Here is a 25197-nt window from a genome sequence, read left to right on the forward strand (position 1 = left end):
TGTCGCGGCCTGTCAGGCGGCCTTGGGGGCGACGGCCAGCGCCTGCGCCACGGCGCGGCGGATATCCGGCAAGGCAAAGGGCTTGTCGACGACATCGACCACCTTGGCCATCAGGTCGTCGGCGCGCTCGCGCTGCTCGGCATAGCCCGTCATCAGCAAAATCTTCAGCGCCGGATACTGCGCCGCAGCCCGATGCGCCAGTTCGATGCCGTCCATGACCGGCATGCGGATATCCGACAGAAGCAGGTCATAGCTGCATTCCTCCAGGCGCTGGAGGCCTTCCGCGCCATCAGCCGCCTCATGCGTCTCATGGCCATCCAGGCGCAGGGCGCGTGCCACGAAGGAACGCAGCGAATCCTCGTCTTCGGTGATCAGGATCTTGGCCATGGCAGATTTCTCCCGTGCATCATGCATCAAATCGGGATCCAGATGACCCGGATTTCCTTTGCGAGGAGTAAACGGCCAGAGGCCCTGAAACCGAATGGTTAACACGCGGTATCGGGCGTTCTGCCTCAGCCTTCGGCCGGTGCATCTCCGGTAACCACCCCGACGAAGGGCAGCTCGCGGAAGGCATAGGCGACGTCCATTCCGTAACCGACGACGAAGTGATCGGGGCAATCAAAGCCCACATATTCGGCCTCCAGCGCCTCCTTGCGCTTCATCCGCTTGTCGAGCAGAACGGCAACGGTGACGTTGCGCGCGCCGCGTTCGAAAAGCAGTTCCTTGGCGAATTTCAGGGTGCGGCCGGATTCCAGAATGTCGTCGATCAGGAGTACGTCACGGTCCTTCACGTCCGAATCGATATCCTTCACGATCCGCACGCCCTGAGACACCGTGCCCGTGCCGTAGCTGGAAAGCGTGATGAATTCCACTTCCGGCGCAAGGCCGGTCTCGTGCAGAGCCCGCAGCAGATCGGCAGCAAAGATGAAGGAACCCTTCAGGATCGCGATGACGAGAAGGTCCTTCGTCGGTCCTTCGGCGATCTCGCGGGCGAGAATCTGGTTGCGGTGAGCAATCTGCTCTGCGGTGTAAAGCGGCTCGATAACTTTGCCGCGCACGATGGGCATGGGGCGTCTCCCGGACTTGTCAAACCCCGCCGATACCACGTTTCAGGTGCGGGAGGCACCCTGCCCGTCGAAGGAAAGGCGCAGTTGAAGGTTTTTTTCACCGGGGTGCGGCATGGTCAGCGAGAAGCCGCGGCTATGACCGCCATCCATGACGGCGACCGGCGCTGCGATGACCGTGGACGAGACGACCGCAGCCCCCTCCACCAGATCGACGCGGATCGGCGACACCGCGTGCGGCCGGTTCGCGCGGTTCTCCACCACACCGTTGACCGTCAGAACCGGCTGACCGGCGGAAAAGCCGGGCGTCAGCGTCACATGGGTGATGTCGAGGCTTGCGCCTTCATGCGCGTCGGCCTTCTCGCCCGAGATCAGCGAGAAGCCGCCGCAGAGCGCAAAGACCACGATGAACACGAAAGCAACAAGCGCCGAAAAGAAATCCGCGGAGAGCTGCATCAACATGGCCTCGAACCGCTCCGTCAGCCGTGCAAGGCGCGAGGCCGGCTCGCCGATCAGCGGACCGGAGCGCCGGAGAATGCGGCGGACCGTCTCATTGTCAGCCTGCGGCACCCGCCGGGCGCCGGCGGCACGCGGTGCCGGCTCGCGCACCGTTTCAAAGACGGCATCCACCACATCCGCCCTGGGTCGCGGACGCGCCGGGCGGGATGCGGCGGAGGCATTCTGCGGCGGCAGGATGTCATAGGCGACGGTGTTGCGACGGTGCGAGCGGAAGGTCGCCATGGGTCTCTCCCCGCCTCGTCCACATGCGCGTGGACGTCAGGCATTGAAACGAATCCCGCTCAGTCGTAAATTCGAATGGTTAATGCTTCGCAAAATCGCCCCGGAAACGCCCAATTTTCCGGGAGAGATTCAGGATCCATAAACCCTTGCCATTTACCAAGGGCCCCCTCACGCAATACCCAATGGACTGGACGACGCGTTGATCCATTTCGAAAATGTCGGTCTGCGGTACGGAATGGGCCCGGAAATCCTCCGGGATCTGACCTTCGATATCCCGAGACGTTCCTTTCAATTTCTGACCGGCCCGTCCGGTGCGGGCAAAACCACGCTGCTGCGCCTGCTGTTTCTCTCACTGCAGCCGACGCGCGGCCTGATCCGCATGTTCGATCGCGATCTGTCCCAGATCCCGCGCGCGGAGCTTCCGATGCTGCGCCGGCGCGTCGGTATCGTTTTCCAGGATTTTCGCCTGCTCGATCACCTGACGACCTACGAGAACGTGGCTCTGCCTCTGAGGGTGCGCGGCAAGGAGGAAGCGAGCTATCGCAACGATGTCATCGAACTCCTGAAATGGGTCGGACTCGGCGAGCGCATCAATGTGCTGCCGCCGGTTCTGTCCGGCGGGGAAAAACAGCGCGTGGCGATTGCGCGCGCGCTGATGGACAGGCCCGAGATTCTGCTGGCCGACGAGCCGACCGGCAACGTCGATCCGCCGATGGCGCGCCGGCTGCTGAACCTTTTCCTGGAACTCAACCGGCTGGGGACGGCCGTGGTGATCGCCACCCATGATCTGGCATTGATGGACCAGCTCGATGCCCGCCGGATGATCCTTACCGAGGGGCGGCTCGATATCTATGAATGAGATCAGTCGCACCCGCACCGGCCGACAGCCGGAGCAGAAGACGAACGCTGCCGAGTCAGCCGCAGCGCCGCAGCGGCGGCCGGAAATGCGCGTGCGTCCTACTGGCCCCATCCTGCCGCCCTCCAACATCCAGGGCAATGCCCTGATGGTGGTGATTGCCATCATGTCCTTTCTGGCCTGCCTGACACTTGGCGCCGTCAGCATGGTACGTTCCACAGCCTCCAGCTGGGAAAGCCAGATTTCTCGCGAGATCACCATCCAGATCAAGCCGGATGACGGGCTCGACATGGACAAGGCACTGAAGAAAGCCAAGGATCTGGCCCTCACCTTCGTCGGCACCAAGTCCGGCACGGTGATGGACGATGCCGCAACCGCCCGCCTGCTGGAGCCGTGGCTCGGCGCCGGCCTCGATCTCAAGGAACTGCCGGTTCCGCGTCTCATCATCATCACCATCGATGAGCGTCACCCGCCGGATTTTGCCGCCATGCGCGATCTGCTGCGCTCAGAAGTGCCGCAGGCCTTTCTCGATGACCACCGGACATGGGTGGATCGGCTCGTCTCGATGGCGCATACCACGGTGCTGATCGGCACCGGCGTGCTGATCCTGGTCTTTACCGCAATGATCCTGACGGTCGTCTTCGCCACCCGTGGCGCCCTGTCCGGCAACCGGCATATCGTGGAGGTACTGCATTTCGTCGGCGCCGAAAGCGCCTTCGTGGCGACCGAATTCCAGAAGCATTTCCTCAAGATCAGCCTGAAGGGGTCCGCCGCGGGCGGGGCGCTGGCGGCACTGCTGTTTGCGACCGCCGGCTTCCTGCAGAGCCAGACGCGCGCCACGCCGCAGACCGACCAGGCGACCGCGCTTTTCGGCACCTTCACCATCGACTTCATGGGCTATCTCGGGATTCTTGCCACAATCATCGTTATTGCCTTGCTCACCACGCTGACGGCACGCATCACCGTCATGCGCACAATTGACGAAATCGACCTCATCCGCTCGGATCCGGCCCGCTCCGAGGGGCTGGCCGGCGGCTGAACCGCGGGAGGGGTCTGTTCTTGCGGCGAAACTCGGGCTAAGGACGAGGCCATGATCCTTGGCCAGACCATGTGGAAATCAGGGCTGCCCCGTCCTCCGGGCAAGGAGGGCGGACCGGGCTGGTGGAGCAGGCGCAGCCTGATCCGGCGCTGCCTGCGTTACGCCGGCATGACCGTTCTGCTGGCGGGTGCACTGCTGGTCGGCGGCTTTCTCTGGTTTGCCGATTCCGTTACCTCGCTGCAACCGCCGGAAGGCATCAAGGCCGATGCCATCGTTGTGCTGACGGGCGGGTACCAGCGAATCGACCAGGCACTCGGCCTGTTGCGGGACGGTGCGGGCAAGCGCCTGCTGATTTCCGGCGCCCATCCCTCTGCCTCTCCGGCCCAGATCCGCCGCTCCACCCAGGGCTCGGCGGATCTTTTCCGCTGCTGCGTCGATGTCGGCTACAGCGCGATCGACACCATCGGCAATGCCAACGAGATCACCCGCTGGATTCGCGACCATGACTATCGCTCGGTGCTGGTGGTGACCAACAACTACCACATGCCGCGCAGCCTGCTCGAACTCAGGGTCCTCGACCACGAGACGAAGTTCATTCCCTATCCCGTCATCAATGCGGACCTGAAGCGGAAGGCCTGGTTCACCGAGCCGGATGTGCTGCGCATCATGCTGGCGGAATATGCCAAGATGGCGGCTGCCACACTGCGCTCCTATTTCGGCATCAGCCAGGGCACGGGGTTGCGTACCCAGGAAGAGATCCGCGAGGAAAGCACGAAGCCACCACCGCATCGATAGGCTGCTTCCGTCCGGCCTCCGGATGGTGTAGGCACAGCCTGCCCATGCCTTTCCGGAAGTCCATCATGCTGGTCCTGCGTTCAGTCCTGTTCAATACCCTTTTCTATGCCAACCTGATCCTGCGCATGATCGTGCTGACGCCGATCTATTTCCTCCTGCCGCGCAAGAAGGCTTTCGCCATTCCGAAGGCCTGGGCGCGCTCCAACCACTGGCTGATGGAAAAGATCGTCGGAACGCGTTTTACCATCGAAGGGCTGGAGAATATTCCGAAGACCGGCTGCATCTTCGCGCCCAAGCACCAGTCTTTCTGGGACACCTATGCGCTGCTGCCCTGGATCGACGATCCCGTCTTCATCCTCAAGCGCGAACTGACCTGGATCCCGCTGTTCGGATGGTATCTGATGAAGCAGCGGATGATCCCCGTTGATCGCGGTGCCCGCGGCAAGGTGATGGTGGAGGTGATGCGCCGCACGAAGATCGAGATGGACAATGGCCGGCAGCTGATTATCTATCCGGAAGGCACACGCCGTCCGCCGGGCGCCGAGCCCGCCTATCGCTACGGCATTGCCCGCATCTATCGCGACACGCAGGTGCCCGTGGTGCCGATCGTGCTGCATCCCGGCCTGTTCTGGCCGCGCCGCAGCACCCTGCGCTATCCCGGCCATTTCCGCGTCCGCATCCTGCCCGCCATCGAGCCCGGACTCGACCCGGATGCCTTCTTTGCGCGGCTGGTGGAGACGCTGGAGACGGCGAGCGATCAGTTGCTGCTGGACGAGGTGGCGGCCAATCCGCACCTGCCGCTGCCGCCGACAGCCGCCAAGCGTGTGGCGGAGCTGAAGGATCAGGCAACCGCTACCGTGCGCGCCTGAAGGTCGGCAACACGCGCCGCAACCCCTTCCAGCCAGTGATCGCGAATGCCCATCTCCTTGAGATGGGCAACGGTATTGGCAACATAGGCATCGTTCGGGCCGGACTGGCCGTGGGAGACCTGCACGATCCGCGCTGCCTCCTCCACAGTGAGCGCGCCGCCATATTGCGAATGGCTGCGGTCCACCACATAGCCCACGGCCCGGACCGGACGCCCATCCTCCAGCAGCACGGACAGTTGTCGCTCGAGATAAACATGGGTAACGAGTTCGCGCGCGCGCAGGTAATCCAGCACCGCCTCGCGCTTCCCGTCGGCCACCCGGAAGGCCACGCCGCGGCAGGAGCCGCCACGGTCGAGCCCCAGCACCAGACCCGGACGTTCGGGCGTACCGCGATGGACGAAGGAACGGACACAGAGAGATCGGCGATAGCCCCTGGCCAGTGCTCCCACCCGCATTTCATAGTCAAAGCCCGGATTCCACATCAGGGAGCCGTAGCCAAACACCCAAAATTCGTCCATATCCCACGCCAAACCGCACGCACTCGAACGAGCACCATTGGAGAACATCATGGCAGCGTCAAGCCGAAGCGGCGTTTCTGCAAAAATTTTGGCCCTGGCGGCGCTGATCGTCCTGGTCATCGCGGTCTATACCGCCGGCTGGTTCTATGCGGCAGCCACTCTCAAGACCAATACGCTGACCGCACTCGGCAAGCAGCAGGACCATGGCGTGACCGCCGACTGCGCCGACGCGACCTATCGCGGCTATCCCTTCCGGATCGGCCTGTTCTGCTCCAAGGTTACGGTGGACGACAGCGCCAAGGGCATTTCCGCGAGCTTCGGGGCGCTGCGTTCGGCAGCCCAGGTCTATGTGCCAAACCATATTGTCTGGGAACTGGATGGTCCCTCGGAACTGCGCACCGGCAACGGCCTCTCCGTCACCGCGCAATGGGCCGACCTGCAGGCCAGCCTGCAAACCAAGGCTGGCGGCGTGGAGCGCAGCTCGACAGTCATCAAAGGCCTTGCCTCGGCCATCACCTCCTCGCAGACAGGCCAGGCCTTCGACCTCAAGGTCGAACAGACGGAGGTGCATGCCCGCCAGAACGGTGCGGATCTCGATGCTGCGGTGACGCTGCGCAACACGGATCTTGCCGCCCGAGGCCTGCCGCTGCAGATCCCGCGCTTCACCGCCGTGGCCGATGTGACGGTCGCCGGCAAGGCGGGACTGCTGGAAGGGCATGACGAGACCGGTACGGGCCTTTACGGCTCGAAGGGAGAGATCCGCCAGCTCGGTGTCGATCTCGGCGACGGCCAGATCCTGAGTATCAGCGGCCCGATCGCCATTGACGAGCAGGGCCGGCTGTCCGGCAAGCTGAAGCTGGAGGTGCAGAAAATCGGAGCCTGGCGCGAACGTCTCTCGGGCAATTTCCCGCAGCTTGCCAAGACCATCGACACCGCTTCGAAGATGCTGTCGGCACTGACCGGCGGCGGCGACAGCGCCCGCCTCGACGTAACGCTCAACCGCGGCAAGATCCTCGTCGGCGGCTTCATCGCGGTGGGCGAGATTCCGCCGCTCTGAGGCCTCGTCCCCGCCGGGCGGGGACGATCAGCCGGACGGTCAGCTCTTGGGGTCCAGCGCGTGGCGACCGAAGTCCGGTGCATCCACGTCCTGGCCCGCCTCGACGATCGAGCGACGGATGGTGCGGGTGCGCGAGAATAGCTCGAACAGCTTGTCGCCCTCGCCCCAGCGGATCGCCCGCTGCAGGGAGGAGAGATCCTCCGAAAAGCGCGCCAGCATTTCCAGGATGGCATCCTTGTTGTGCATGCAGATATCCCGCCACATGGTGGGATCGGAGGCCGCCAGACGGGTGAAATCGCGGAAACCGGAGGCGGAATACTTGATGACTTCCGATTCCGTCACCGTCTCCAGGTCGTCGGCCGTGCCGACGATGTTATAGGCAATGATGTGCGGCAGGTGCGAGACGATCGCCAGCACCTTGTCGTGATGCAGCGGGTCCATCTCGTCGATCCGGGAGCCTAGGGCCGCCCAGAAATCGCGAAGTCGTGAGAGCGCCTCCGGATCGGTGTCCGGCAGCGGCGTGAAGATGCACCAGCGCCCCTTGAACAGGCCGGAAAAGCCGGCATCCGGACCGGATTTTTCCGTGCCCGCCAGGGGATGGCCGGGGATGAAATGCACGCCTTCCGGCACATGCGGCTGCATCTGCGCGATGACGGAGGCTTTGGTGGAGCCGACATCGGTGAGGATGGCGCCCGGCTTCAGGTGCGGCGCGATCTGCTCGGCGACCATGCCGGACGAACCGACCGGCACCGAGACGATCACCAGATCCGCCCCCTTCACCGCCTCGGCGGCGGAGGTTAGATAGCGATCGCCAAGCCCCAGCTCCTCGGCGCGCTTCAGCGTCGTTTCGCTGCGGGTGGAGATCACCACCTCGCCAGCCAGGCCCTTGTCCCGGATGTCGCGCGCGATGGAGGATCCGATCAGGCCGATGCCGATCAGCGTGATACGGTCGAACAGAATGCCACTCATGCCTTGCTCATAAACTCGCCGAGAGCCTCGATCACGCCGCGATTGGCCTCTTCCGAGCCCACCGTCATGCGCAGCGCATTCGGGAAGCCATAGCCCTTGACGGCGCGCAGGATGAAGCCGCGGCTGGTCAGGAAATCATCGGCCTCCGGCGCCCGCTTGCCATCCACATCGGGGAAATGGATCAGCAGGAAGTTGGTGACCGACGGCGTGACCTTGAGGCCGAAGGATTCGAAGGCCTGCGTCAGCTTGGCCAGCCAAAGCTGGTTATGCGCCACGGCCTTGCCGATGAAATCCTGGTCGCGGATCGCGGCGGCACCGGCGGAAATGGCCGGCGCGTTGAGGTTGAAGGGGCCGCGCACGCGGTTCAGCGCGTCCAGAATGTCGACCGGGCCATACATCCAGCCGATGCGCAGCGCCGCAAGCCCGTAGACCTTGGAGAAGGTGCGCGTCATCACGACATTCTGCGCCGAAGACACAAGCTCGATGCCGGATTCGTAATCGTTTTCACGCACATATTCGGCATAGGCCGCGTCGAGCACGAGGATGACGTTCTTTGGCAGGCCGGCATGCAGGCGGCGCACCTCGGCGGCCGGCACATAGGTGCCGGTCGGGTTGCCGGGATTGGCGATGAACACCATCTTCGTCTTCGGCGTCACGGCCGCCAGAATGGCATCCACATCGACCCGGCACTCCTGTTCCTTCACCGTCACCGGGGTCGCACCGGCGCCCATGATCTGGATCTTGTAGACGAGGAAGCCATGCTCGGTGATGATCGCCTCGTCACCAGCGCCGAGATAGACATGGCAGAGCAGGCCGAGCAGTTCATCGGAACCGTTGCCGCAGAGAATGTTGGCGATGTTCAGCCGGTGGGTTTCGGCAATCGCGGTGCGCAGTTCGATCGCCTGACCGTCGGGATAGATTTCGAGATGGCCGGCCGCCTGGCGGAAGGCATCGAGCGCCTTCGGGCTTGCGCCGAGCGGGGTCTCGTTGGAGGAGAGCTTGAAGACGCGCGCGACACCCGGCGCATGTTCCTTGCCCGGCACATAAGCGGCGATATCCAGGATTCCGGGGCGGGGAACGGGCTTCAGCTGGGCGCTATCCATCGGGCAAGACCTTCGAAAAAGATGATCCATCGCCCTTAATCCTGTCGGCCGCTTTTGTCGAGGCCGCAAGGCCTCAACTGCGGCTTCTGGTCGTCGGAACCCCTTGCGCGCCAAGCACCGGCACGAAAACACGCCGCGAGGCGCGCGCCGCCACCGGCAGGCCCTGATAGAGCCGCTTCTGCGCCTCCAGCACCAGTACGCCGGAAAAGGCCGGCCAGAGCCTGCGGCCGATCCGCTCGAAACCATGGCGAAGCTTCAGCACCGCTCGCAGCTTGGAGGGGGGGAAGAACAGTGCCTCGGCGGCGGCAGACGGCGTGAAATTCGTCTCTCGCATCAGATTGGTCAGCTGACGGCGCGAATAGGGACGACCCGAGCCGAACGGCGTATGCTCCATGCGCGCCCACACCCCGCGACGGTTCGGCACCACGATGACAAGCCGGCCGCCGGGCGCCAGGATGCGCCACAGCTCCTTCAGCGTCTCGCGCGGGTTCTCGGCAAATTCCAGCGAATGCACCATCAGCACGCGGTCGATGCAGGCATCCGGCAGCGGCAGTTCTTCATCGAAGACAAGCGCGGTTGAGGACAATTCCCCGACCGGCCAGTTCACCGCCCCCTGCCCCGCCGGCATGAAGGCGAAGGTGCGCTCGGTATCGGCGCGAAAGCGGTCGAGATAAGGCACCGCATAGCCGAGCCCCACCAGCCGCTCCTCCGGCAGGCGCGGCCAAAGCGAGGACAGCGCCATGGTGATCGAATGCTCGGCAAAGCGGCCGAGCGGCGACTGGTAGAACTCACGGAGGTCGACGATATCGGCGTGCATGGCGAAAAGCTATCAGAGGGTGGTTGGACTTCAAGTCGGTGGCCTCTACATTGGGGCAACACGGTTCACACGCAATGGGCAGCACTGATGAAAACTCTGGCGATTGAAGTCTTTATGTGTCGCAGCGACAATTACGGCGTGCTGCTGCACGATCCGGAAAGCGGGCTGACGGCCTCCATCGATGCGCCGGAAGAAGGTCCGATCGTGGCGGCGGCGGAGGCACGCGGCTGGAAGATCACGCATATCTTCACCACGCATCACCATACCGATCATGTCGAGGCAAACCTGGCGCTGAAGGAGCGCTATGGCTGCGAGATCATCGGCCCGGTCAACGAGGCGGTGGCGATCCCGGGGTTGGACCGTTCGGTGGCCGATGGCGACGAATTCCTGTTCGGCGAACATCCGGTGCGCGTTTTCGAGACCCCGGGCCACACCGCCGGCCATGTCTGCTACAGCTTCCCCGAAGACAAGCTGCTGTTTGCCGCCGACACGCTGTTTGCGCTGGGCTGCGGCCGCCTGTTCGAGCGCAGCGCCGCCGACATGTGGCATTCCCTGCAGAAACTCTGCGTGCTGCCGGATGAGACCGCCATCTATTTCGGCCACGAATACACGCAGTCCAATGCCCGCTTTGCCATCAGCATCGACCCCGACAACGAGGTCCTGCAGCGGCGGGTGCGCCAGATCGATGCACTGCGCGCCGAGGGGCGCTTCACGATTCCCACCATGATGGGGCTGGAGAAGGAAACCAATCCCTTCCTGCGCGTGGCCGACCCCGCGATCCGCCGTCATCTGGTGATGGAAGGCGCGACCAATGAGGAGGTGTTTGCCGAAATCCGCAAGCGCAAGGACAACTTCAAGTGACGGCTGACGAGATCATCGAGAGGCTCGCCATGCAGCCGCATCCCGAAGGCGGCTGGTACACGGAAACCTTTCGCGATGCGGGCGGGGGACCCCGTGGCCATTCCACGGCGATCTATTACCTGCTCAAAGCCGGCGAGCGCTCGCACTGGCACCGGGTGAAGGACGCCGCCGAAGTCTGGCACTTCTACGCGGGCGAACCGCTGAAGCTCCGGCTGGCGAAGGACGGCGAAGCGGCGCGCGCCGAAATCCTCGGGCTCGATCTTGAAAAGGGCGAGCGGCCGCAGATCGTGGTTGTGGCCGGCGAATGGCAATGTGCCGAACCGCTCGGTGCCTTCACGCTTGTCGGATGCACGGTTGCGCCCGGATTCGAGTTTGCGACATTCGAGATGGCGCCGCCCGGCTGGGATCCCGGCGCCTGACACGCCCTATTCCGCGGGCGCCTCGGCGACCGGCCGGCGGCGGATCATGTCCTTGGCGGCCAGGGCCGCACCGCCGGTGATCAGCAGGCAGGCAAGCGCGATCCGAAGACTGGGCTCCGCAAAACCGAAGAGAACCAGGATCAGCGTGGAGAGCAGCGGCGCCGCATAGCTGGCGGCGCCGAGGATCTGGATGTCGCCGGCCTTCACCCCGAAATCCCAAGCATAGAAAGCCGCCCCCACCGGCATCAGGCCAAGACCGAGGATGGCGATCCATTCCGCTGCGCCAGCGGGCCAGACCGTCTGCTCGAGTGCCAGATGGCAGAGCAGCGACAGGATGGAGGTCGCCAGACAAAAACCCGTCACCACATCAGTGGACACGGCCTCGAACCGCCGGGTCAGCAGCGAATAGCCGGACCAGGTGAAGGCGCAGAGGAAGGCTGCGCCATAGCCGACGAGATAGGCGCCATCGAAGGAAAGACCGGTGCGGGAGACGATAGCGACCGTGCCCGCAAGACCCGCCAGCGCGCCGGCGAGATGATGCCAGCGCAACCGCTCGCCCGGCAGCAGAGCCGAGCCCACGACGATCAGCAGCGGCCAGAGGTAGGCGATCAGCCCCGCCTCCACCGCCGGTGCATTGCGCAGCGCCGTGAAATACAGAAAATGATAGCCGAACAGCCCGCCAATCCCCGTGAGCCAGACTTTTGCCGGCTGGCGCAGCAGCTTCAGACGCCCGGGACGTGCGGCAAGCAAAACAAGGCCCGGCAGGCTGCCGATCGCAAAGGTGATGGCTGACAGCTGGAAGGGCGGCATGGTGCCGGAGGCGGCGGTCATCAGGGCGAGCAGCGACCACATCAGGATCGCCGTAAAGCCGATCAACGTCCCCTTGATCTTCACATCTGCCCCCTGCAGCACCATGCGGGCCGACAGGTTCGGCCCCGATTATCCGCCGTATTTCACCGCCGTCACATAGACGTCCCCGACCTTGGTCGGGATGCGGGCGTAGACGGGAGCATATACATTGACCTTATCTGCCTTGGCAAACCAGACCTCCATGCTGACGCTCTTCAGATATTCGATATCGCTGCGGCCCTGCTTGTAACCGGACCTCGGTACATAGCGCACCTCGCAGACAATCGCGTCCCCGCTGAAGCCCTTGGTGGAGAAGGGCTTGCTGCCCTTGGGCGACAGGATGAGGTCGAGCCTGGATTCGCCGTCATAGATCGGCAGCCGGCTGGGGCAGATCTTCGCCCCCTCCGGGAAGATCAGGCCGGAGAGAGGATCGAGCACCGAACGAAGGTCGCCATTGCTGACCGGGATCCAGTTGGAAGGTCGCGCCTTCGGTTCCGGATCGACAGAGGTCGAGACGACATCGCCGTTGCGGTAGCGGATCTCGTAGCGCCGCGTTTTCCTGTCCTGCCGATAAATCAGCGAATAGGCCCGTGCCTGCAACCGCTGGCCGCGAATGGCGCCGTTGACGCTGGTATCGGCCGAGATTTCGGAAAACAGACTGACGAGCCCGGAGGACTTGAAGGATCCGTTGATCCGGTAATCGTCGCGATCGAATTCGCTGGAAAACGATGCCCGCGCGATCGGCAGCACACCCAGCGAAATGTCGTATTCGCTGAGATGACGGATGCCGGCCGTGGTCGCCGGGGTGGCGAACAGTCCGAGACAGGCGGTCAACAAAAGAAGGGAACGGCTCCGGCGGAGCATGGTCTGGCCTTGGGTGTGAAGTGACGCTTGCTCACTATAACCTGCGCAGTGTGGCAAGAAAATAGCGGGAGAAAAGACGGCGCGCGGCGGAATCTGCCCGGTTGCACCATGTTTGGCTTGACGGGCGCGGCCCCACTGACTATAGAACCGCAACTTTCCAATCAGGACCAGTTGGATCGGCAGGCCGGGCGTTGCCCGAATCCCCGTTCAATTGCTAAGAAGAACAAAGGTGTACCCATGTCCCGTGTGTGCGAATTGACCGGCAAGGGCGTCCAGTCGGGCAACAATGTCAGCCATGCCAACAATAAGACGAAGCGTCGGTTCCTGCCGAACCTCTGCCACGTCACGCTGATTTCCGATGCTCTCGGCCAGCGTTACCGTCTGCGCGTTTCCGCCCATGCCCTGCGCTCCGTCGAGCATCGCGGTGGCCTGGATGCCTTCCTGCTGAAGGCTGACGAGACCGAACTGTCGATGCGCGCTCGTCTGCTGCGCCGCCAGATCGTCAAGAAGACCGCAGAAGCTGCAGCCGCCTAAGGCTAAAGCCTCCATCACCCGCTTCGAAAAGGCTTGACGGTTCGCCGATCAGGCCTTTTCTGTTGCCGTTCGTTTCCTCTTGCTGGTGGCATCACCCAGGGTAAAAAAATGCAATATCTCCGCGCGACCATCATCTATGTGCTGCTGATGACGCTTGTCGTCGTCGCCTCGAATTTCCTTGTCCAGTTCCCGGTTCTCGGCACCCTGTTCGGCATCAAGCTGAGCGATCTGCTCACCTGGGGCGCTTTCATCTATCCCGCCGCCTTCCTGGTCACAGATCTCACCAATCGTCAGTTCGGACCGACGGTCGCCCGCCGCGTGGTGCTGGCCGGCTTCGTGGTGGGCGTGACGATCTCCTTCTACACCTCGCTGCCGCGCATCGCGATGGCCTCGGGCACCGCCTATCTGGTCGGCCAGCTGCTCGATATCTCCGTCTTCAACCGCCTGCGCCGGCAGACCTGGTGGCAGGCGCCGCTGGCCGGCTCGCTGTTCGGCTCGATGCTGGATACGGTCCTGTTCTTCTCGCTGTCCTTCGCGCCGGCCTTCGCCTTCCTGGGCGCCAATGACGATTTCGCCATCAGCCAGGCTCCGGTCCTTGGCATCCTTGCCACGGAAGCCCCGCGCTGGATTTCCTGGGCTATCGGCGATTTCACCGTCAAACTACTGGTCGGCCTCGTCATGCTGCTGCCCTATGGCGCGCTGATGAGCATTCTGAAGCCGATGCCGCCTGCAAAGGCGGCCTGATCTTCCGTCTTACGATGCCTGCCCGATGACGGGATGGCGGAGCACGACCTCCGCCAGTTCCTCTGCGGGAAGCATCGAATCGAGACGCAGCACGGGGGTCTCGCGGCCGGCAAGCCAGGCCTCGTGGGCGGCAAGGCTGCGCTGCTCCGGCCCGGCCGTATCGTAACTCGCCGCCCATTCAAGAAAGGCGCGACTCGTCTCGGCCATATCGCCGCCGGGCAGGATTCGGTCGCCATAGCGCTCGCTCTCGCGCCGACGGATGCGGGCCATCCGCACCTCCGGATCAAGTCGCAGGAAGACGATCAGATCATAAAGCGGCTCCAGCGGCGTGCCCCATTTCAGCGCGGAACCGGACAGCACCCAGCTGGGCACGCCGGCGATCGCATGCTCGATCAGCTGAAGGCGTTCCGGCACCGGACGCGGCGTCGTGAAGGGCGGCTCGGTCGGCATCCAGAAGAAGCTGTCGGTATCGAGATGCGGGATCCGCAACCGCTCGCCAAGCATGCGCCCGAGCGTCGTCGTGCCGGAGCCGGAGGCTCCCATGATGTGAATACGCGCCATGCCTTGTCTCCGATCGGCCTACTGCAGCAGACGGAATTCCAGCATCAGGCTGCGCTGGAAGACCGACTGGTTGTCATCCGATACGAGAATGACATGCGGATGACCATCCGCGCCGGCGATGACGTCGATGCCTTCCATGTTGTCGATCTCGAACCCCATGTCCGCCTCCAGCAGCACCGGACCATCGATCAGCGCGCCGGGGCGCAGGGCGTTGCCTGCAATGCGGCGAATGCGCATGCCGACGCCCCCGATCACGCTGAAGCGACGCTCGAGCAGCAGAAGATCCCCGCCCGGCAGGAACGCGCCGTCCGTCACGCTCCAGGGATCGTTGCGTACTACCCGAAACGCCCCCTTCAGCGGTCCGTCGAGAATGGCCGCATAAAGATGGCCGTCGCGATCCGTGCTGTCTTCGGCAATTGTCAGAAGCGCGCCCTTCAGAGGCCCATCCACCGGTGCCGCCACCAGCGTCTCAAGCCCACCATTGCGGCTGAGGCTTTGCTTGGGGATCGGGAGATCGAGGCTGCGCTGGGGTCTTGCCTCCTCGTAGCCCGGATCGGGATAGAGATCGACGCGATGGCGGCGCTCGAAACTGACGGCCGCTTGGCCGGCACGCAGAGCCAGCCCTTCCGCATCGATATCGGCCTTGTTGCGCGGCTCGCGGCCGCGCTGATCGCGCATGCCGGTGATCCGCACATCCGAAACCCCGGAGAGATGTCCCTTGGCGTCGCGCTCGATCCGGCCTGTCAGCCAGTAGCCTGTATCGAGCACCGAGACGAAACGCTGCCCGTCCGCCCTGAACCGGATGGCCGAGAGCGAGCCGAACAGCGGCTGGCGGGAAGTGAGTTCGAGGCCGCCAACGAATTCGAAGGCGCCGAAGCGACGCTCCTCGGACTTCGCGCGGAAATGTTCGATCCGGCGGGCTGTGACCGACACTGGCACTGTCTCCGCCGCGGTCATGGTGACGGAGACGATAATCAGGGCGAGAATGCAGACAGCACGGCGCAACATCATGCGCGGCGCGATCAGCCGGCCCGGCGCAGACGCCCACGCGGGCTGCCGCCGGTCTTCTCATCAAACAGCGACGCGAGCTGCTCGGTCATGGCACCGGCCAGTTCGTCCGCGTCCACGATGGTAACGGCGCGGCGATAGTAGCGCGTGACATCGTGACCGATGCCGATCGCCAAAAGTTCAACCGGCGAACGATTCTCGATCTGGTCGATGACGGCGCGAAGATGGCGCTCCAGGTAATTGCCCGGATTGACCGACAGAGTGGAATCATCAACCGGCGCGCCGTCCGAGATCATCATCAGGATCTTGCGCTGCTCGGGGCGACCGATCAGACGGTTATGCGCCCACATCAGCGCCTCGCCATCGATGTTTTCCTTGAGCAGGCCCTCGCGCATCATCAGGCCGAGATTGCGGCGCGAGCGGCGCCAGGGCGCATCCGCCGCCTTGTAGACGATGTGGCGCAGGTCGTTCAGGCGGCCGGGCGTCGGCGGCTTGCCGCTGGCCAGCCACTGCTCGCGGCTCTGGCCGCCCTTCCAGGCCTTGGTGGTGAAGCCGAGGATTTCCACCTTCACGCCGCAGCGTTCCAGCGTGCGGGCAAGAATGTCGGCGCAGGTGGCCGCAACCGTGATCGGCCGGCCGCGCATCGAACCGGAATTGTCGATGACGAGCGACACGACGGTGTCGCGGAACTGCGTATCGCGCTCGCGCTTGAAGGACAGCGGCTGCATGGGATCGATGACGAGGCGCACGAGGCGGGCCGGATCAAGATAGCCCTCCTCCAGGTCGAAATCCCAGGAGCGGTTCTGCTGCGCCATCAAGCGGCGCTGCAGGCGGTTCGCCAGACGCCCGACTGCGCCCTGCAGATGCGACAGCTGCTTGTCGAGGAAGGCGCGCAGACGGTCGAGTTCGGCCTCGTCGCAGAGTTCTTCCGCCGTGATCTCCTCGTCGAATTCCTGCGTGAAGATGTGGTAATCCACCTTCTCGTTGAAATCGTCGAAGGGCAGGTTCGGGCGACGGGTCTCGCCGGGCGTCTCGGACTGGTCGTCCTCGTCGTCGCTCATGTCGTCGTCGGAAATTTCCGCGCCGTCCATCTCGCCGTCGTCGAGCTGTTCCTCGGCGGCCTGGCTCTCCTCGGCGGGTGCCGCATCGGAGCCCGCATCTTCCTCGACCTCGTCATTCTCGGTCTCGTTGCTGCGCGGCTGCTCCTCGTCGTTCTCGTTCTCCATCTCCTCCGGCTGGTTGTCCTCGTCGCCATAGTCCTCGGCCATCTGCATGGAGGAGAGCATGTGGCGAACGAGCTTGCCAAAGGCCTGCTGGTCCTCGATCACGCCCTTCAGATTGTCGAGATCGGCGCCCACCTTGTCTTCGAAGAACGGCCGCCAGAGATCGAGAACCTTGCCGGCGCTGGCCGGCGGCGCGGTGCCCGTCAGTTTTTCGCGCACCAGCATGGCCATGGCCTCGCCGATCGGCGCGTCCTCCTGGCGCTCGACGCCGGAAAAATTCGCCTTGGAATATTTCTCGGCATTCATGCTGTTGAGGTTGGCGGCAACGCCCGCCATGCGCAGAGAACCGAGCGATTCGACGCGCGCCTGCTCGACCGCGTCGAACACGGCGCGCGCATCCGTGCCCTGCGGCGACATCGTCGCATGCACATCGGTATCGTGGCAGGCAAGCCGAAGCGCCATGGAATCACCGAGACCGCGGGTCACGGCCACTTCCTGCGCCGTCGGCCGCTTGGTGATTTCCGGCAGGCGAATGCGCTCGCCCGCCATGCCCGGCCGCTCGTTGGCGAAGGAAACCTCCACCTCGTTGCTGCCGGCGATCGAACGGACGCAGCCGGTGATGGCCCGGCGCAGCGGCTCGGTATCCACCGGTCCGCCGCTCTTTGCCTTCGAATTGTCACCCCGGCCTGCCATTTTCGATCTACCTTGCTTGCCTGCTCATTCGCCTCAGGCGCCGAGAACGATGTTCACGGCGCTTTCCTTCAGTTCGACGCCGAAGGCGCGCTGGTACTGTTCGGCCACCAGCGTGCGCTCCAGTTCATCGCACTTGTTGAGGAAGGTGATGCGGAAGGCAAAGGCGACATCGCCGAAGATTTCCGCATTTTCCGCCCAGGTGATGACGGTGCGCGGGCTCATCACGGTGGAGAGATCGCCGTTGATGAAGGCCGAGCGCGTCATGTCGGCAACGCGGACCATCTTGGAGACGGTTTCACGGCCCTGCGCGGTGGCGCCGAAACTCTTCACCTTGGCGGCGACGATATCGACTTCCTTCTCGTGCGGCAGGTAGTTCAGCGTGGTCACGATCGACCAGCGGTCCATCTGCGCCTGGTTGATCTGCTGGGTGCCGTGATAGAGGCCGGTCGTGTCGCCAAGACCGACCGTGTTGGCGGTCGCAAACAGGCGGAAGGCCGGGTGAGGACGGATCACGCGGCTCTGGTCGAGCAGCGTCAGGCGACCGGACGATTCCAGCACGCGCTGGATCACGAACATCACGTCCGGACGGCCGGCATCGTATTCGTCGAAGACGAGCGCGACATTGTGCTGGTAGGCCCAGGGCAGGATGCCGTCTTTGAACTCGGTGATCTGCTTGCCGTCCTTCAGAACGATCGCGTCCTTGCCGACGAGATCGATACGGCTGACATGGCTGTCGAGGTTGACGCGCACGCAGGGCCAGTTGAGGCGGGCAGCGACCTGCTCGATATGGGTGGACTTGCCGGTGCCGTGGAAGCCGGACACCATCACGCGACGGTTGTGCGCGAAGCCGGCCAGAATGGCGAGCGTCGTATCGCGGTCAAACAGGTAATCGGGGTCGAGGTCGGGAACGTAAGGGTCGCCATTGCTGTAGGCGGGCACCTTCAGGTCCGTGTCAATGCCGAAGACGTCCCGGACAGACACCGTCGTATCCGGGAGGTTGGAAATATCAAGATCGATTTTGCTCATCACCACTCCACGCCGCACCCGGGACGGTGCGGCCGCAATCCTTGCTGCCATGCATCAGAACGGCTTAACAGAAACCGGACTGCTTTAACAATTGGTAGGCCTGTACGACAGCGCGAAAACGTTCCTCCGACCCGCGATCGCCGCCATTCGCGTCCGGATGATGTTTTTTGACGAGTTCCTTGTAGCGGCCCTTGATTTCAGCCGCCGTGGCGCCTGCGGTCAAGCCCATTATGTCGAAAGCTTTCGCTTCCAGCGTCTTTAATCGCCGAACCGCCGGCTGGCTGGGACGGCTGCCTGCCTGGCTGTCACGCACGAAGCCGAACGGGTCCTTCACACGGTTGAAGCTCGCCGCCGAACCGGAACGCTGGCTGGCATGCAACGGCGCCTCGCGCGCCGACTTGTTGACGCCGACCGTCCAGGTGGGGCGATGGCCGGTGATCGCTTCCTTCTGGTAGCGGGCAATCTCGTTGTCCGACAGGCCGGAGAAATAGTTGTAGCCCTTGTTGTATTCCTTCACGTGCTCGAAGCAGAACAGGAAGAACTGACCCTCCGCATTGCGGCCCACGGGGGCGCGGTGGGCGCCCGGCTTGTCACAGCCGTCCCATTGGCAGGTCGGCGCCTGCGGCGCCGCGTCCTGCTCCCGTTTGCGGCGCGTGCGGATACGGTCGAAATATTTGGAATCCAGTCTCATGCGAGCAGATTATGGGGTGCCGCGGCAGGGACAACAAGAATTGACAAAGCGGTTTGTTGCTGCTTTCTGGGACCCCCTTTTCGCAAGTCCGGAGCCAGCCCATGAGCAAGTCGATCAGCCCGACCCCATCCGTGCGCGCCCGCATCGAAACGACGCTCTTCGAGGCGCTCAAACCGGCGCGGCTGGAGGTGATCGACGAAAGCCATCACCACGCCGGACACCAGCCGAACATCACCGGCACCGGCGAGACACACATGCGGGTCCGGGTGGTGTCCGAGCGTTTCGCGGGCGTCGGTCGCGTCGAGCGCCACCGCCTCGTGAATGCGCTTCTGAAGCCGGAACTGGATGCGGGCCTGCATGCACTGGCCATCGAAGCGGCAGCACCGGGCGAGACGACGCGCTGGTAGCGGCAGAAGGCCGCGGCCCCCAGTGTCGGCCACTCAAGCCTTCAACGGGATGTCTTCGGCCGGGCGGATGCGCAGCCGCGTGATGCGGTTCTTTTCCCGCTTCATCACCGTGAAGCGCTTGCCGTGGAAGGTGAAGCTCTGCCGCTCCTCGGGAATCAGCTTGGATTCGTGGATGACGAGACCGGCAATGGTGGTGGCCTCCTCGTCCGGCAGATTCCAGTCGAGCGCGCGGTTGAGGTCGCGGATCGGCACGGCGCCATCGACCACGATCGAACCGTCGGCCTCCTGGCGCACGCCCTGGATCTCCAGATCGTGCTCGTCGGCGATATCGCCGACGATCTCTTCCAGAATATCCTCCAGCGTCACGATGCCCTGCACCTCGCCATACTCGTCCACCACGACAGCAAAATGCATCTTGCGGCGCAGGAAAGCGTTCAGCTGATCCTTCAGACTGGTGGTATCGGGCACGAACCAGGGCTTCTGGGCAATCTTCACGATATCCAGATCGCGCGGCTCCATGTCCGGCTCGGCAAGCGCCCGCAGCAGGTCCTTGGCGTGCACAACACCGATGATGTTTTCGGTGGAGTTGCGCCACAGCGGCATGCGGGTGAAGGGGCTTTCCAGCACGGCGCGCACCACCACGTCGGGCGGGTCGTCCGCATTGATCGCCCGCATCACCGTGCGGTGCTTCATCACGTCGGAGACTTCCAGTTCTTCCAGGTCCAGGAGGCCGCCCAGCCGGTCGCGGTCCGCCTTGATGAAGGAGCCTTCCTTGTGCAGCAGGTCCAGCGCGCCGCGCAGCTCCTCATGCGCGGTCAGCATGGAAATGCCACGCGACAGGTTGACCCCGAACAGGGAGAGAATGAAGCGGACGATCGCATTCACACCACTCGAGAGCGGACCGGCAAGACCAACGAAAACGCGTACCGCAGGCGCCACGGCGATGGCGAAGCGATCCGGTGTCGAGATGGCCCAGCTCTTCGGCAGCACTTCGGAAAAGACGACGAGAAGCACCGTCATCAGTACAGTGGCGGCCGCCACGCCCGTCTGGCCGAACAGGCCGAGGAACAGGCTTGTGGTGAGCGAGGAAGCGAGGATGTTGACGAGATTGTTGCCGATCAGCAGCGCACCGATCAACCGGTCGCGCCGCTCGATCAACCGATTGACCAGCCCGGCCTGGAGATCGCCGTTGCTTTCCAGCGTGTGCATGCGCGCACGCGACACGGCCGTCAGCGCCGTTTCCGAACCCGAGAAGAAGGCCGAGGCGGCAATCAGCAGCAGAACGGATACGAGTGTCAGCCAGTACTCGGCCAGGAAGGCAAGGATCTCCTGCAGCATCACCCCTTTTGCGTCTCCTCCAGGAAGGACTGGACTTCGGATGCCGGCACATCGTCGGCGATGAAGGACTGGCCGATGCCGCGGGTCAGGATGAAGGTCAGCTGGCCGCCCTTCACCTTCTTGTCCTGGGCAATGGCGTTCATCAGCACCTCGGTCGACAGCGCCTCGCCCGGAATGTCGGCGATCTGCGTGGGTAGGCCCACCGCCTTCAGATGCGCCTCGACGCGGGCTGCATCATCAGGGCTTGCGAGATTCATGCGGGCCGAGAAGCGATGCGCCAGCACCATGCCGATCGCAACGCCTTCGCCGTGGACCAGCCGGCGGCTGTCATATTGCGTGGCAGCTTCCAGCGCATGGCCAAAGGTATGGCCGAGATTGAGAAGGGCGCGACGGCCCGTTTCGCGCTCGTCCTCGACCACGACGTCGGCCTTGGCCTGACAGCTGATCGCAATCGCCTCGGCGCGGGCAGCCCCCCCGGCAAACACGGCCCGCCAGTTCTTCTCCAGCCATGCGAAGAAATCCGGCTTGTCGATCAGGCCATATTTCGCGACCTCGGCATAGCCGGCGCGGAACTCGCGTTCGCTCAGCGTATCGAGCGCGCCGGTGTCGGAGAGCACCAGATCCGGCTGGTGGAACACGCCGAGCAGGTTCTTGCCGTGACGGGTATTGATGCCGGTCTTGCCGCCCACGGAGGAATCGACCTGCGACAGCAGCGTCGTCGGAATCTGCACGAAGCGCACGCCGCGCCTGACGATGCCGGCGGCAAAGCCGGCGAGATCGCCGATCACGCCGCCGCCGAGCGCGATGATGCAGTCGTTACGCTCGATGCGGGCCGACAATGCCATGTCGCAGACGGCGACCAGCGGCTCCACGCTCTTGGTCTTTTCACCGGCCGGCAGCGTCAGAGAGACCGCCTCGATGCCGTCGGTCTGCAGGCTGTCCATCAGCGCTTCCAGGTAGAGCGGCGCGACATTCTCGTCTGTGACGATCGCCGCCTTGCGACCCTTGAGGCGCGCGGTGATCTCGCCGCCCGCATGGGCAATCAGGTCCGGCCCGATCAGGATGTCGTAGGCGCGCTCGCCGAGCGGCACATGGACAAGACGTTCCGGACTATTGTCAGCTGCACTGTTCATCGCGCTTTGCCTTCCTCGGCCAATGCAGCAAGGACCGCCAGAACCTCGTGGGCCATGGCATCCTTGCGAATGTCGCGGGATTCGACCGTCACGTCGGCCTCCGCGTAGATGGGGTAGCGCTGGTGCATCAGGTTTTCCAGCGTCTGCTTCGGGTTCTCGGTCTTCAAAAGCGGGCGGTTGTCGCGCTTGTTGACGCGATCCCACAACACGTCGAGGTCCGCCCGCAGCCAGAGCGACAGGCCGCCGGAGCGGATCACCGCGCGAGTGCGCTCGTTGATAAAGGCACCGCCGCCGGTGGAGACCACGCGCGGTCCGCTTTTCAGCAGGCGCTCGATGACGCGGGTTTCCAGCGCCCGGAACTCTGCCTCGCCATAGGCGGCAAACAGTTCCGGGATCGTCATGCGCGATACGCGCTCGATCTCGGCATCGGTATCGACGAAGGGCATGGCGAGCTGTTGGGCAACGATCCGGCCGATGGCGGACTTGCCCGCACCCATCAGGCCGACGAAAATCAGATTGCGCCCCCGCAGGGCCGCGCGCGCCCGCTCGCTCAGCGTCAGGGGCTCTGTCGGTGGTGTGACGAGATCGGGCATCGCGGTCTTAAATGTGTCCTCTCGCGGTCCTTTGTCGGCAACCCTATCGACAAATGGATGTGCAGCGTCAAGCCACAGGCGGGCGGAAAGGTGGTCGTGGCACTTGTTCTTGCGCTCGCAGCCGGCTTTCCCCATAAGGGAAGCGCCTCGATGAACGGAGCAGCGCATGCCGACCCTCTTTCGTTTCCTGTCCATCATCGCCGTGCTGTGCGGCCTGGTCTATGGAAGCATGATGGCGCTGGCCGTGCTGGTCGAGCCGCGCGCGCGCGACGTAACGGTGCGCGTGCCTTCCGAGCGTCTCAACCCGCCCCAACCGTGAGAGCTGCCGTGGCCGATCTGTCCCGCGCCCATGCGGAAGCCTTTCTGGAAATGATGAGCGCCGAACGCGGTGCCGCCGCCAACACGCTTGCCTCCTACGAGCGCGACCTGGAGGATCTCGCGAGCTTTCTGTCGACGCGCAAGATCGGCCTTACCGCCGCCAGCAGCACCGATCTCACAGATTATCTCGCCCATCTGGCGGGCCAGGGTTTTGCCGCCTCCTCGCAGGCGCGCCGGCTCTCGGCGATGCGGCAGTTCTATCGCTTTCTCTATACCGAGGGACTGCGCGGCGACGACCCGACCGGCATTCTCGATGCGCCGAAGAAGGAGCGGGGACTGCCGAAGATCCTCAGCGAGGCCGAAGTCGGCCGGCTTCTCGCGCGTGCAGCCGAAGAAGCGGCCGCGCCGGAAGGCTCTGTCGGCGAGCGCATCGGCCGGTTGCGCATGCTGGCGCTGCTGGAACTGCTCTATGCGACGGGCATGCGCGTCAGCGAACTCGTTTCGCTGCCAGCCAAGGTGATGGATCAGGAAGGCCGCTTCCTGATGATCCGCGGCAAGGGGAACAAGGAGCGGCTGGTGCCGCTGTCGCGTTCGGCGATCGCCGCCATGACCGCCTATGGCAAGGCCCGAAACGAAGCGATCGCCGCCGGGCGCGAGACGGAAAGCTCCTGGCTCTTCCCGTCTGCCGGCAAGCAGGGCTATCTGCCACGGCAGGTCTTTGCCCGCGATCTCAAGGGTCTGGCCGCGCGCGCCGGCATCCGCACCAGCGCCATTTCCCCGCATGTGCTGCGCCATGCCTTTGCCAGCCACCTGTTGCAGAACGGGGCAGACCTGCGCGTGGTTCAGGAACTGCTCGGCCATTCGGACATTTCCACCACACAAATCTATACCCACGTGCTGGAAGAACGGCTGAGAGAAGTGGTGGAAATGCACCACCCTCTTGCAAAAGCCACCAAAAACCCTGATTAGAGCGCGGGCGGGGGGCGGCACGGCCGCCAACACGATCGGAACACGGAGCTCATGCAGACCTATCTCGACTTCGAAAAGCCCATCTCCGACCTGGAAGGCAAGATCCACGAGCTGAAGAAGCTGGCGGCGGAAGATGAGAGCATAGACACATCCGACGAGATCCAGCGTCTGGAAGTGCGCGTGCGCGAGGCGATGCAGGAGATCTACTCCAAGCTCAACGCCTGGCAGAAGACGCAGGTCGCCCGCCATCCGCAGCGCCCGCACTTCATCGATTATCAGAAGCACCTGTTCACCGAATTCACGCCGCTGGCCGGCGACCGCACCTTCGGCGAGGACGCCGCGATCCAGGCAGGCCTTGCGCGTTTCCGCGGCCAGCCCGTGGCGATCATCGGCCAGGAAAAGGGCAACGACACCAAGTCGCGCATCAAGCACAATTTCGGCAGCCCGCGTCCGGAAGGCTATCGCAAGGCGATCCGCGTGATGGAAATGGCCGACCGCTTCGGCCTGCCGGTGATTTCGCTGGTGGATACGGCAGGCGCCTATCCCGGCGTCGGCGCCGAGGAACGCGGCCAGGCCGAAGCGATTGCCCGCTCCACCGAAATGTGTCTGGCACTGAAGGTGCCGATGATCTCGATCATCATCGGCGAAGGCGGTTCGGGCGGTGCGATCGCCATTGCCACCGGCAACAAGGTGTTCATGCTGGAGCATGCGATCTATTCGGTCATTTCACCGGAAGGGGCGGCCTCCATCCTGTGGCGTGATTCGACGCGCGCCCGCGAAGCCGCCACCAACATGAAGATCACCGCAGAGGATCTGAAGGCGCTCGGTGTCATCGACGACATCATCCCGGAACCGCTTGGCGGCGCACATCGCGAACCGGAGACGGTGATCGAAACCGCCGGTGCGCTGATCGAAGCCTCCCTGAAGGAACTCGGACAGCTGTCGCCGGAGGACCTGCGCAAGCACCGACGCCAGAAATTTCTGGAAATCGGCCGCAATCTCTGATCAACTCTTAGATCGTGAGGAGCAGATTCTTCCGCTCTTCACGATTTTGTGCCAGGCCTGCGGCACGACGCGGTAAGATTATGTAAAGCTTACCGCTTTATTACGAATGGCAGAATGGGTATGTGCTTTGTCA

Annotated in this window: 30 protein-coding genes; 13 read left to right on the top strand and 17 right to left on the bottom strand. The window is 63.8% G+C overall.

Annotated features, from left to right (window positions below):
• Positions 1 to 12: 12 nt before the first annotated feature.
• The 3 genes from F3H95_RS14435 to F3H95_RS14445 form a co-directional block, all read right to left on the bottom strand.
• Complete coding sequence (locus F3H95_RS14435; RefSeq protein ID WP_143127158.1) at positions 13 to 387, bottom strand: response regulator; 375 nt, start codon at positions 385 to 387, stop codon at positions 13 to 15.
• Positions 388 to 512: 125 nt separating this feature from the next.
• Positions 513 to 1067: a hypoxanthine phosphoribosyltransferase gene (gene hpt, locus F3H95_RS14440; RefSeq protein WP_143127157.1), complete on the bottom strand. Its 555-nt coding sequence runs from the start codon at positions 1065 to 1067 to the stop codon at positions 513 to 515.
• Between the two features lie 42 nt (positions 1068 to 1109).
• Complete coding sequence (locus F3H95_RS14445; protein WP_149746533.1) at positions 1110 to 1805, bottom strand: hypothetical protein; 696 nt, start codon at positions 1803 to 1805, stop codon at positions 1110 to 1112.
• A gap of 199 nt (positions 1806 to 2004) precedes the next feature.
• Between F3H95_RS14445 and ftsE the strand changes: the two genes are divergently transcribed.
• The 4 genes from ftsE (at position 2005) to F3H95_RS14465 (ending at position 5364) form a co-directional block, all read left to right on the top strand.
• A complete protein-coding gene (gene ftsE, locus F3H95_RS14450) occupies positions 2005 to 2664 on the top strand; it encodes a cell division ATP-binding protein FtsE (protein ID WP_188134390.1) in 660 nt (219 codons plus the stop codon).
• Entirely contained in the window at positions 2657 to 3700 is a 1044-nt protein-coding gene (locus tag F3H95_RS14455; RefSeq protein ID WP_143127154.1) for an ABC transporter permease, read from the top strand. The genes ftsE and F3H95_RS14455 overlap by 8 nt, the downstream gene beginning before the upstream one ends.
• Before the next feature lie 69 nt (positions 3701 to 3769).
• Positions 3770 to 4495: a YdcF family protein gene (locus F3H95_RS14460; RefSeq protein WP_244618034.1), complete on the top strand. Its 726-nt coding sequence runs from the start codon at positions 3770 to 3772 to the stop codon at positions 4493 to 4495.
• Positions 4496 to 4560: 65 nt separating this feature from the next.
• Complete coding sequence (locus F3H95_RS14465) at positions 4561 to 5364, top strand: 1-acyl-sn-glycerol-3-phosphate acyltransferase (protein WP_143127152.1); 804 nt, start codon at positions 4561 to 4563, stop codon at positions 5362 to 5364.
• Here the strand turns inward: F3H95_RS14465 and F3H95_RS14470 are convergent.
• Positions 5337 to 5882: a gamma-glutamylcyclotransferase gene (locus F3H95_RS14470; RefSeq protein ID WP_143127151.1), complete on the bottom strand. Its 546-nt coding sequence runs from the start codon at positions 5880 to 5882 to the stop codon at positions 5337 to 5339. The two genes, F3H95_RS14465 and F3H95_RS14470, sit on opposite strands and share 28 nt — an antisense overlap.
• 49 nt (positions 5883 to 5931) lie before the next feature.
• On the opposite strand from F3H95_RS14470, the gene F3H95_RS14475 reads away from it, so the two are divergent.
• On the top strand, positions 5932 to 6939 hold the full coding sequence (locus F3H95_RS14475) for a DUF2125 domain-containing protein (protein ID WP_149746535.1): 1008 nt from the start codon (positions 5932 to 5934) through the stop codon (positions 6937 to 6939).
• 39 nt (positions 6940 to 6978) lie between these two features.
• Here F3H95_RS14475 and F3H95_RS14480 read toward each other — a convergent pair whose 3' ends face one another.
• The 3 genes from F3H95_RS14480 to F3H95_RS14490 all read right to left on the bottom strand — a co-directional run bounded on the left by F3H95_RS14480 (position 6979) and on the right by F3H95_RS14490 (position 9828).
• Positions 6979 to 7908, bottom strand: coding sequence for a prephenate/arogenate dehydrogenase family protein (locus tag F3H95_RS14480; RefSeq protein WP_149746536.1), 930 nt, complete (start codon positions 7906 to 7908; stop codon positions 6979 to 6981).
• A complete protein-coding gene (gene hisC, locus F3H95_RS14485) occupies positions 7905 to 9011 on the bottom strand; it encodes a histidinol-phosphate transaminase (RefSeq protein WP_149746537.1) in 1107 nt (368 codons plus the stop codon). Before hisC ends, F3H95_RS14480 begins: the two co-directional genes overlap by 4 nt.
• A gap of 73 nt (positions 9012 to 9084) precedes the next feature.
• Positions 9085 to 9828: a class I SAM-dependent methyltransferase gene (locus F3H95_RS14490; RefSeq protein ID WP_149746538.1), complete on the bottom strand. Its 744-nt coding sequence runs from the start codon at positions 9826 to 9828 to the stop codon at positions 9085 to 9087.
• Between the two features lie 87 nt (positions 9829 to 9915).
• Here F3H95_RS14490 and gloB point away from each other — a divergent pair, with 87 nt between their 5' ends.
• Together gloB and F3H95_RS14500 are read left to right on the top strand one after the other, a co-directional pair.
• Positions 9916 to 10689, top strand: a complete 774-nt coding sequence (gene gloB, locus F3H95_RS14495; RefSeq protein ID WP_149746539.1) for a hydroxyacylglutathione hydrolase — start codon at positions 9916 to 9918, stop codon at positions 10687 to 10689.
• Positions 10686 to 11108, top strand: coding sequence for a cupin domain-containing protein (locus tag F3H95_RS14500; RefSeq protein ID WP_149746540.1), 423 nt, complete (start codon positions 10686 to 10688; stop codon positions 11106 to 11108). The genes gloB and F3H95_RS14500 overlap by 4 nt, the downstream gene beginning before the upstream one ends.
• 6 nt (positions 11109 to 11114) lie before the next feature.
• On the opposite strand, the gene F3H95_RS14505 is transcribed toward F3H95_RS14500, so the two are convergent.
• Both F3H95_RS14505 and F3H95_RS14510 read right to left on the bottom strand, forming a co-directional pair.
• Positions 11115 to 12002: an EamA family transporter gene (locus F3H95_RS14505; RefSeq protein ID WP_149746541.1), complete on the bottom strand. Its 888-nt coding sequence runs from the start codon at positions 12000 to 12002 to the stop codon at positions 11115 to 11117.
• Positions 12003 to 12047: 45 nt separating this feature from the next.
• Positions 12048 to 12821: a DUF3108 domain-containing protein gene (locus F3H95_RS14510; protein WP_149746542.1), complete on the bottom strand. Its 774-nt coding sequence runs from the start codon at positions 12819 to 12821 to the stop codon at positions 12048 to 12050.
• Positions 12822 to 13058: 237 nt separating this feature from the next.
• Between F3H95_RS14510 and rpmB the strand changes: the two genes are divergently transcribed.
• Positions 13059 to 13355 carry a 50S ribosomal protein L28 gene (gene rpmB, locus F3H95_RS14515; RefSeq protein WP_143127142.1) on the top strand — a complete coding sequence of 99 codons (297 nt, stop codon included), beginning with the start codon at positions 13059 to 13061 and terminating at the stop codon, positions 13353 to 13355.
• Positions 13356 to 13463: 108 nt separating this feature from the next.
• Complete coding sequence (locus F3H95_RS14520) at positions 13464 to 14099, top strand: queuosine precursor transporter (protein WP_143127141.1); 636 nt, start codon at positions 13464 to 13466, stop codon at positions 14097 to 14099.
• A 9-nt stretch (positions 14100 to 14108) separates the two neighbouring features.
• On the opposite strand, the gene F3H95_RS14525 is transcribed toward F3H95_RS14520, so the two are convergent.
• The 5 genes from F3H95_RS14525 to F3H95_RS14545 all read right to left on the bottom strand — a co-directional run bounded on the left by F3H95_RS14525 (position 14109) and on the right by F3H95_RS14545 (position 19301).
• Positions 14109 to 14660 carry an AAA family ATPase gene (locus F3H95_RS14525; RefSeq protein ID WP_149746543.1) on the bottom strand — a complete coding sequence of 184 codons (552 nt, stop codon included), beginning with the start codon at positions 14658 to 14660 and terminating at the stop codon, positions 14109 to 14111.
• A gap of 18 nt (positions 14661 to 14678) precedes the next feature.
• Positions 14679 to 15671 (bottom strand): esterase-like activity of phytase family protein, encoded by a 993-nt coding sequence (locus F3H95_RS14530; protein WP_244618021.1) that lies wholly within the window; start codon positions 15669 to 15671, stop codon positions 14679 to 14681.
• Positions 15672 to 15682: 11 nt separating this feature from the next.
• Positions 15683 to 17584, bottom strand: coding sequence for a cobaltochelatase subunit CobT (gene cobT, locus F3H95_RS14535; protein ID WP_143127139.1), 1902 nt, complete (start codon positions 17582 to 17584; stop codon positions 15683 to 15685).
• Between the two features lie 33 nt (positions 17585 to 17617).
• Positions 17618 to 18610, bottom strand: a complete 993-nt coding sequence (gene cobS / locus F3H95_RS14540; protein WP_143127138.1) for a cobaltochelatase subunit CobS — start codon at positions 18608 to 18610, stop codon at positions 17618 to 17620.
• 64 nt (positions 18611 to 18674) lie between these two features.
• Positions 18675 to 19301: a J domain-containing protein gene (locus F3H95_RS14545; protein ID WP_149746544.1), complete on the bottom strand. Its 627-nt coding sequence runs from the start codon at positions 19299 to 19301 to the stop codon at positions 18675 to 18677.
• Positions 19302 to 19402: 101 nt separating this feature from the next.
• Here F3H95_RS14545 and F3H95_RS14550 point away from each other — a divergent pair, with 101 nt between their 5' ends.
• The gene (locus tag F3H95_RS14550; RefSeq protein ID WP_149746545.1) at positions 19403 to 19708 is read left to right on the top strand and encodes a BolA family protein; all 306 of its coding nucleotides are present in this window, start codon (positions 19403 to 19405) and stop codon (positions 19706 to 19708) included.
• Positions 19709 to 19741: 33 nt separating this feature from the next.
• Here F3H95_RS14550 and F3H95_RS14555 read toward each other — a convergent pair whose 3' ends face one another.
• From F3H95_RS14555 to F3H95_RS14565, 3 genes are read right to left on the bottom strand one after another with little or no spacing between them, the layout of a single operon-like run.
• Entirely contained in the window at positions 19742 to 21046 is a 1305-nt protein-coding gene (locus F3H95_RS14555; RefSeq protein WP_143127135.1) for an HlyC/CorC family transporter, read from the bottom strand.
• Positions 21046 to 22179, bottom strand: coding sequence for a 3-dehydroquinate synthase (aroB, locus tag F3H95_RS14560; protein ID WP_149746546.1), 1134 nt, complete (start codon positions 22177 to 22179; stop codon positions 21046 to 21048). Before aroB ends, F3H95_RS14555 begins: the two co-directional genes overlap by 1 nt.
• Complete coding sequence (locus F3H95_RS14565) at positions 22176 to 22772, bottom strand: shikimate kinase (RefSeq protein ID WP_149746547.1); 597 nt, start codon at positions 22770 to 22772, stop codon at positions 22176 to 22178. The genes aroB and F3H95_RS14565 overlap by 4 nt, the downstream gene beginning before the upstream one ends.
• Positions 22773 to 22938: 166 nt before the next feature.
• Between F3H95_RS14565 and F3H95_RS27160 the strand changes: the two genes are divergently transcribed.
• The 3 genes from F3H95_RS27160 to F3H95_RS14575 are packed head-to-tail and all read left to right on the top strand — an operon-like array spanning position 22939 to position 25064.
• Positions 22939 to 23091 carry a hypothetical protein gene (locus F3H95_RS27160; protein ID WP_185969940.1) on the top strand — a complete coding sequence of 51 codons (153 nt, stop codon included), beginning with the start codon at positions 22939 to 22941 and terminating at the stop codon, positions 23089 to 23091.
• Between the two features lie 8 nt (positions 23092 to 23099).
• Positions 23100 to 24059 (top strand): site-specific tyrosine recombinase XerD, encoded by a 960-nt coding sequence (gene xerD / locus F3H95_RS14570; RefSeq protein WP_149746548.1) that lies wholly within the window; start codon positions 23100 to 23102, stop codon positions 24057 to 24059.
• A 51-nt stretch (positions 24060 to 24110) separates the two neighbouring features.
• A complete protein-coding gene (locus F3H95_RS14575) occupies positions 24111 to 25064 on the top strand; it encodes an acetyl-CoA carboxylase carboxyltransferase subunit alpha (protein ID WP_143127131.1) in 954 nt (317 codons plus the stop codon).
• Positions 25065 to 25197 lie beyond the last annotated feature (133 nt).

Source organism: Rhizobium sp. RU35A, from assembly GCF_900156005.1.
Classification (GTDB): domain Bacteria; phylum Pseudomonadota; class Alphaproteobacteria; order Rhizobiales; family Rhizobiaceae; genus Neorhizobium; species Neorhizobium straminoryzae.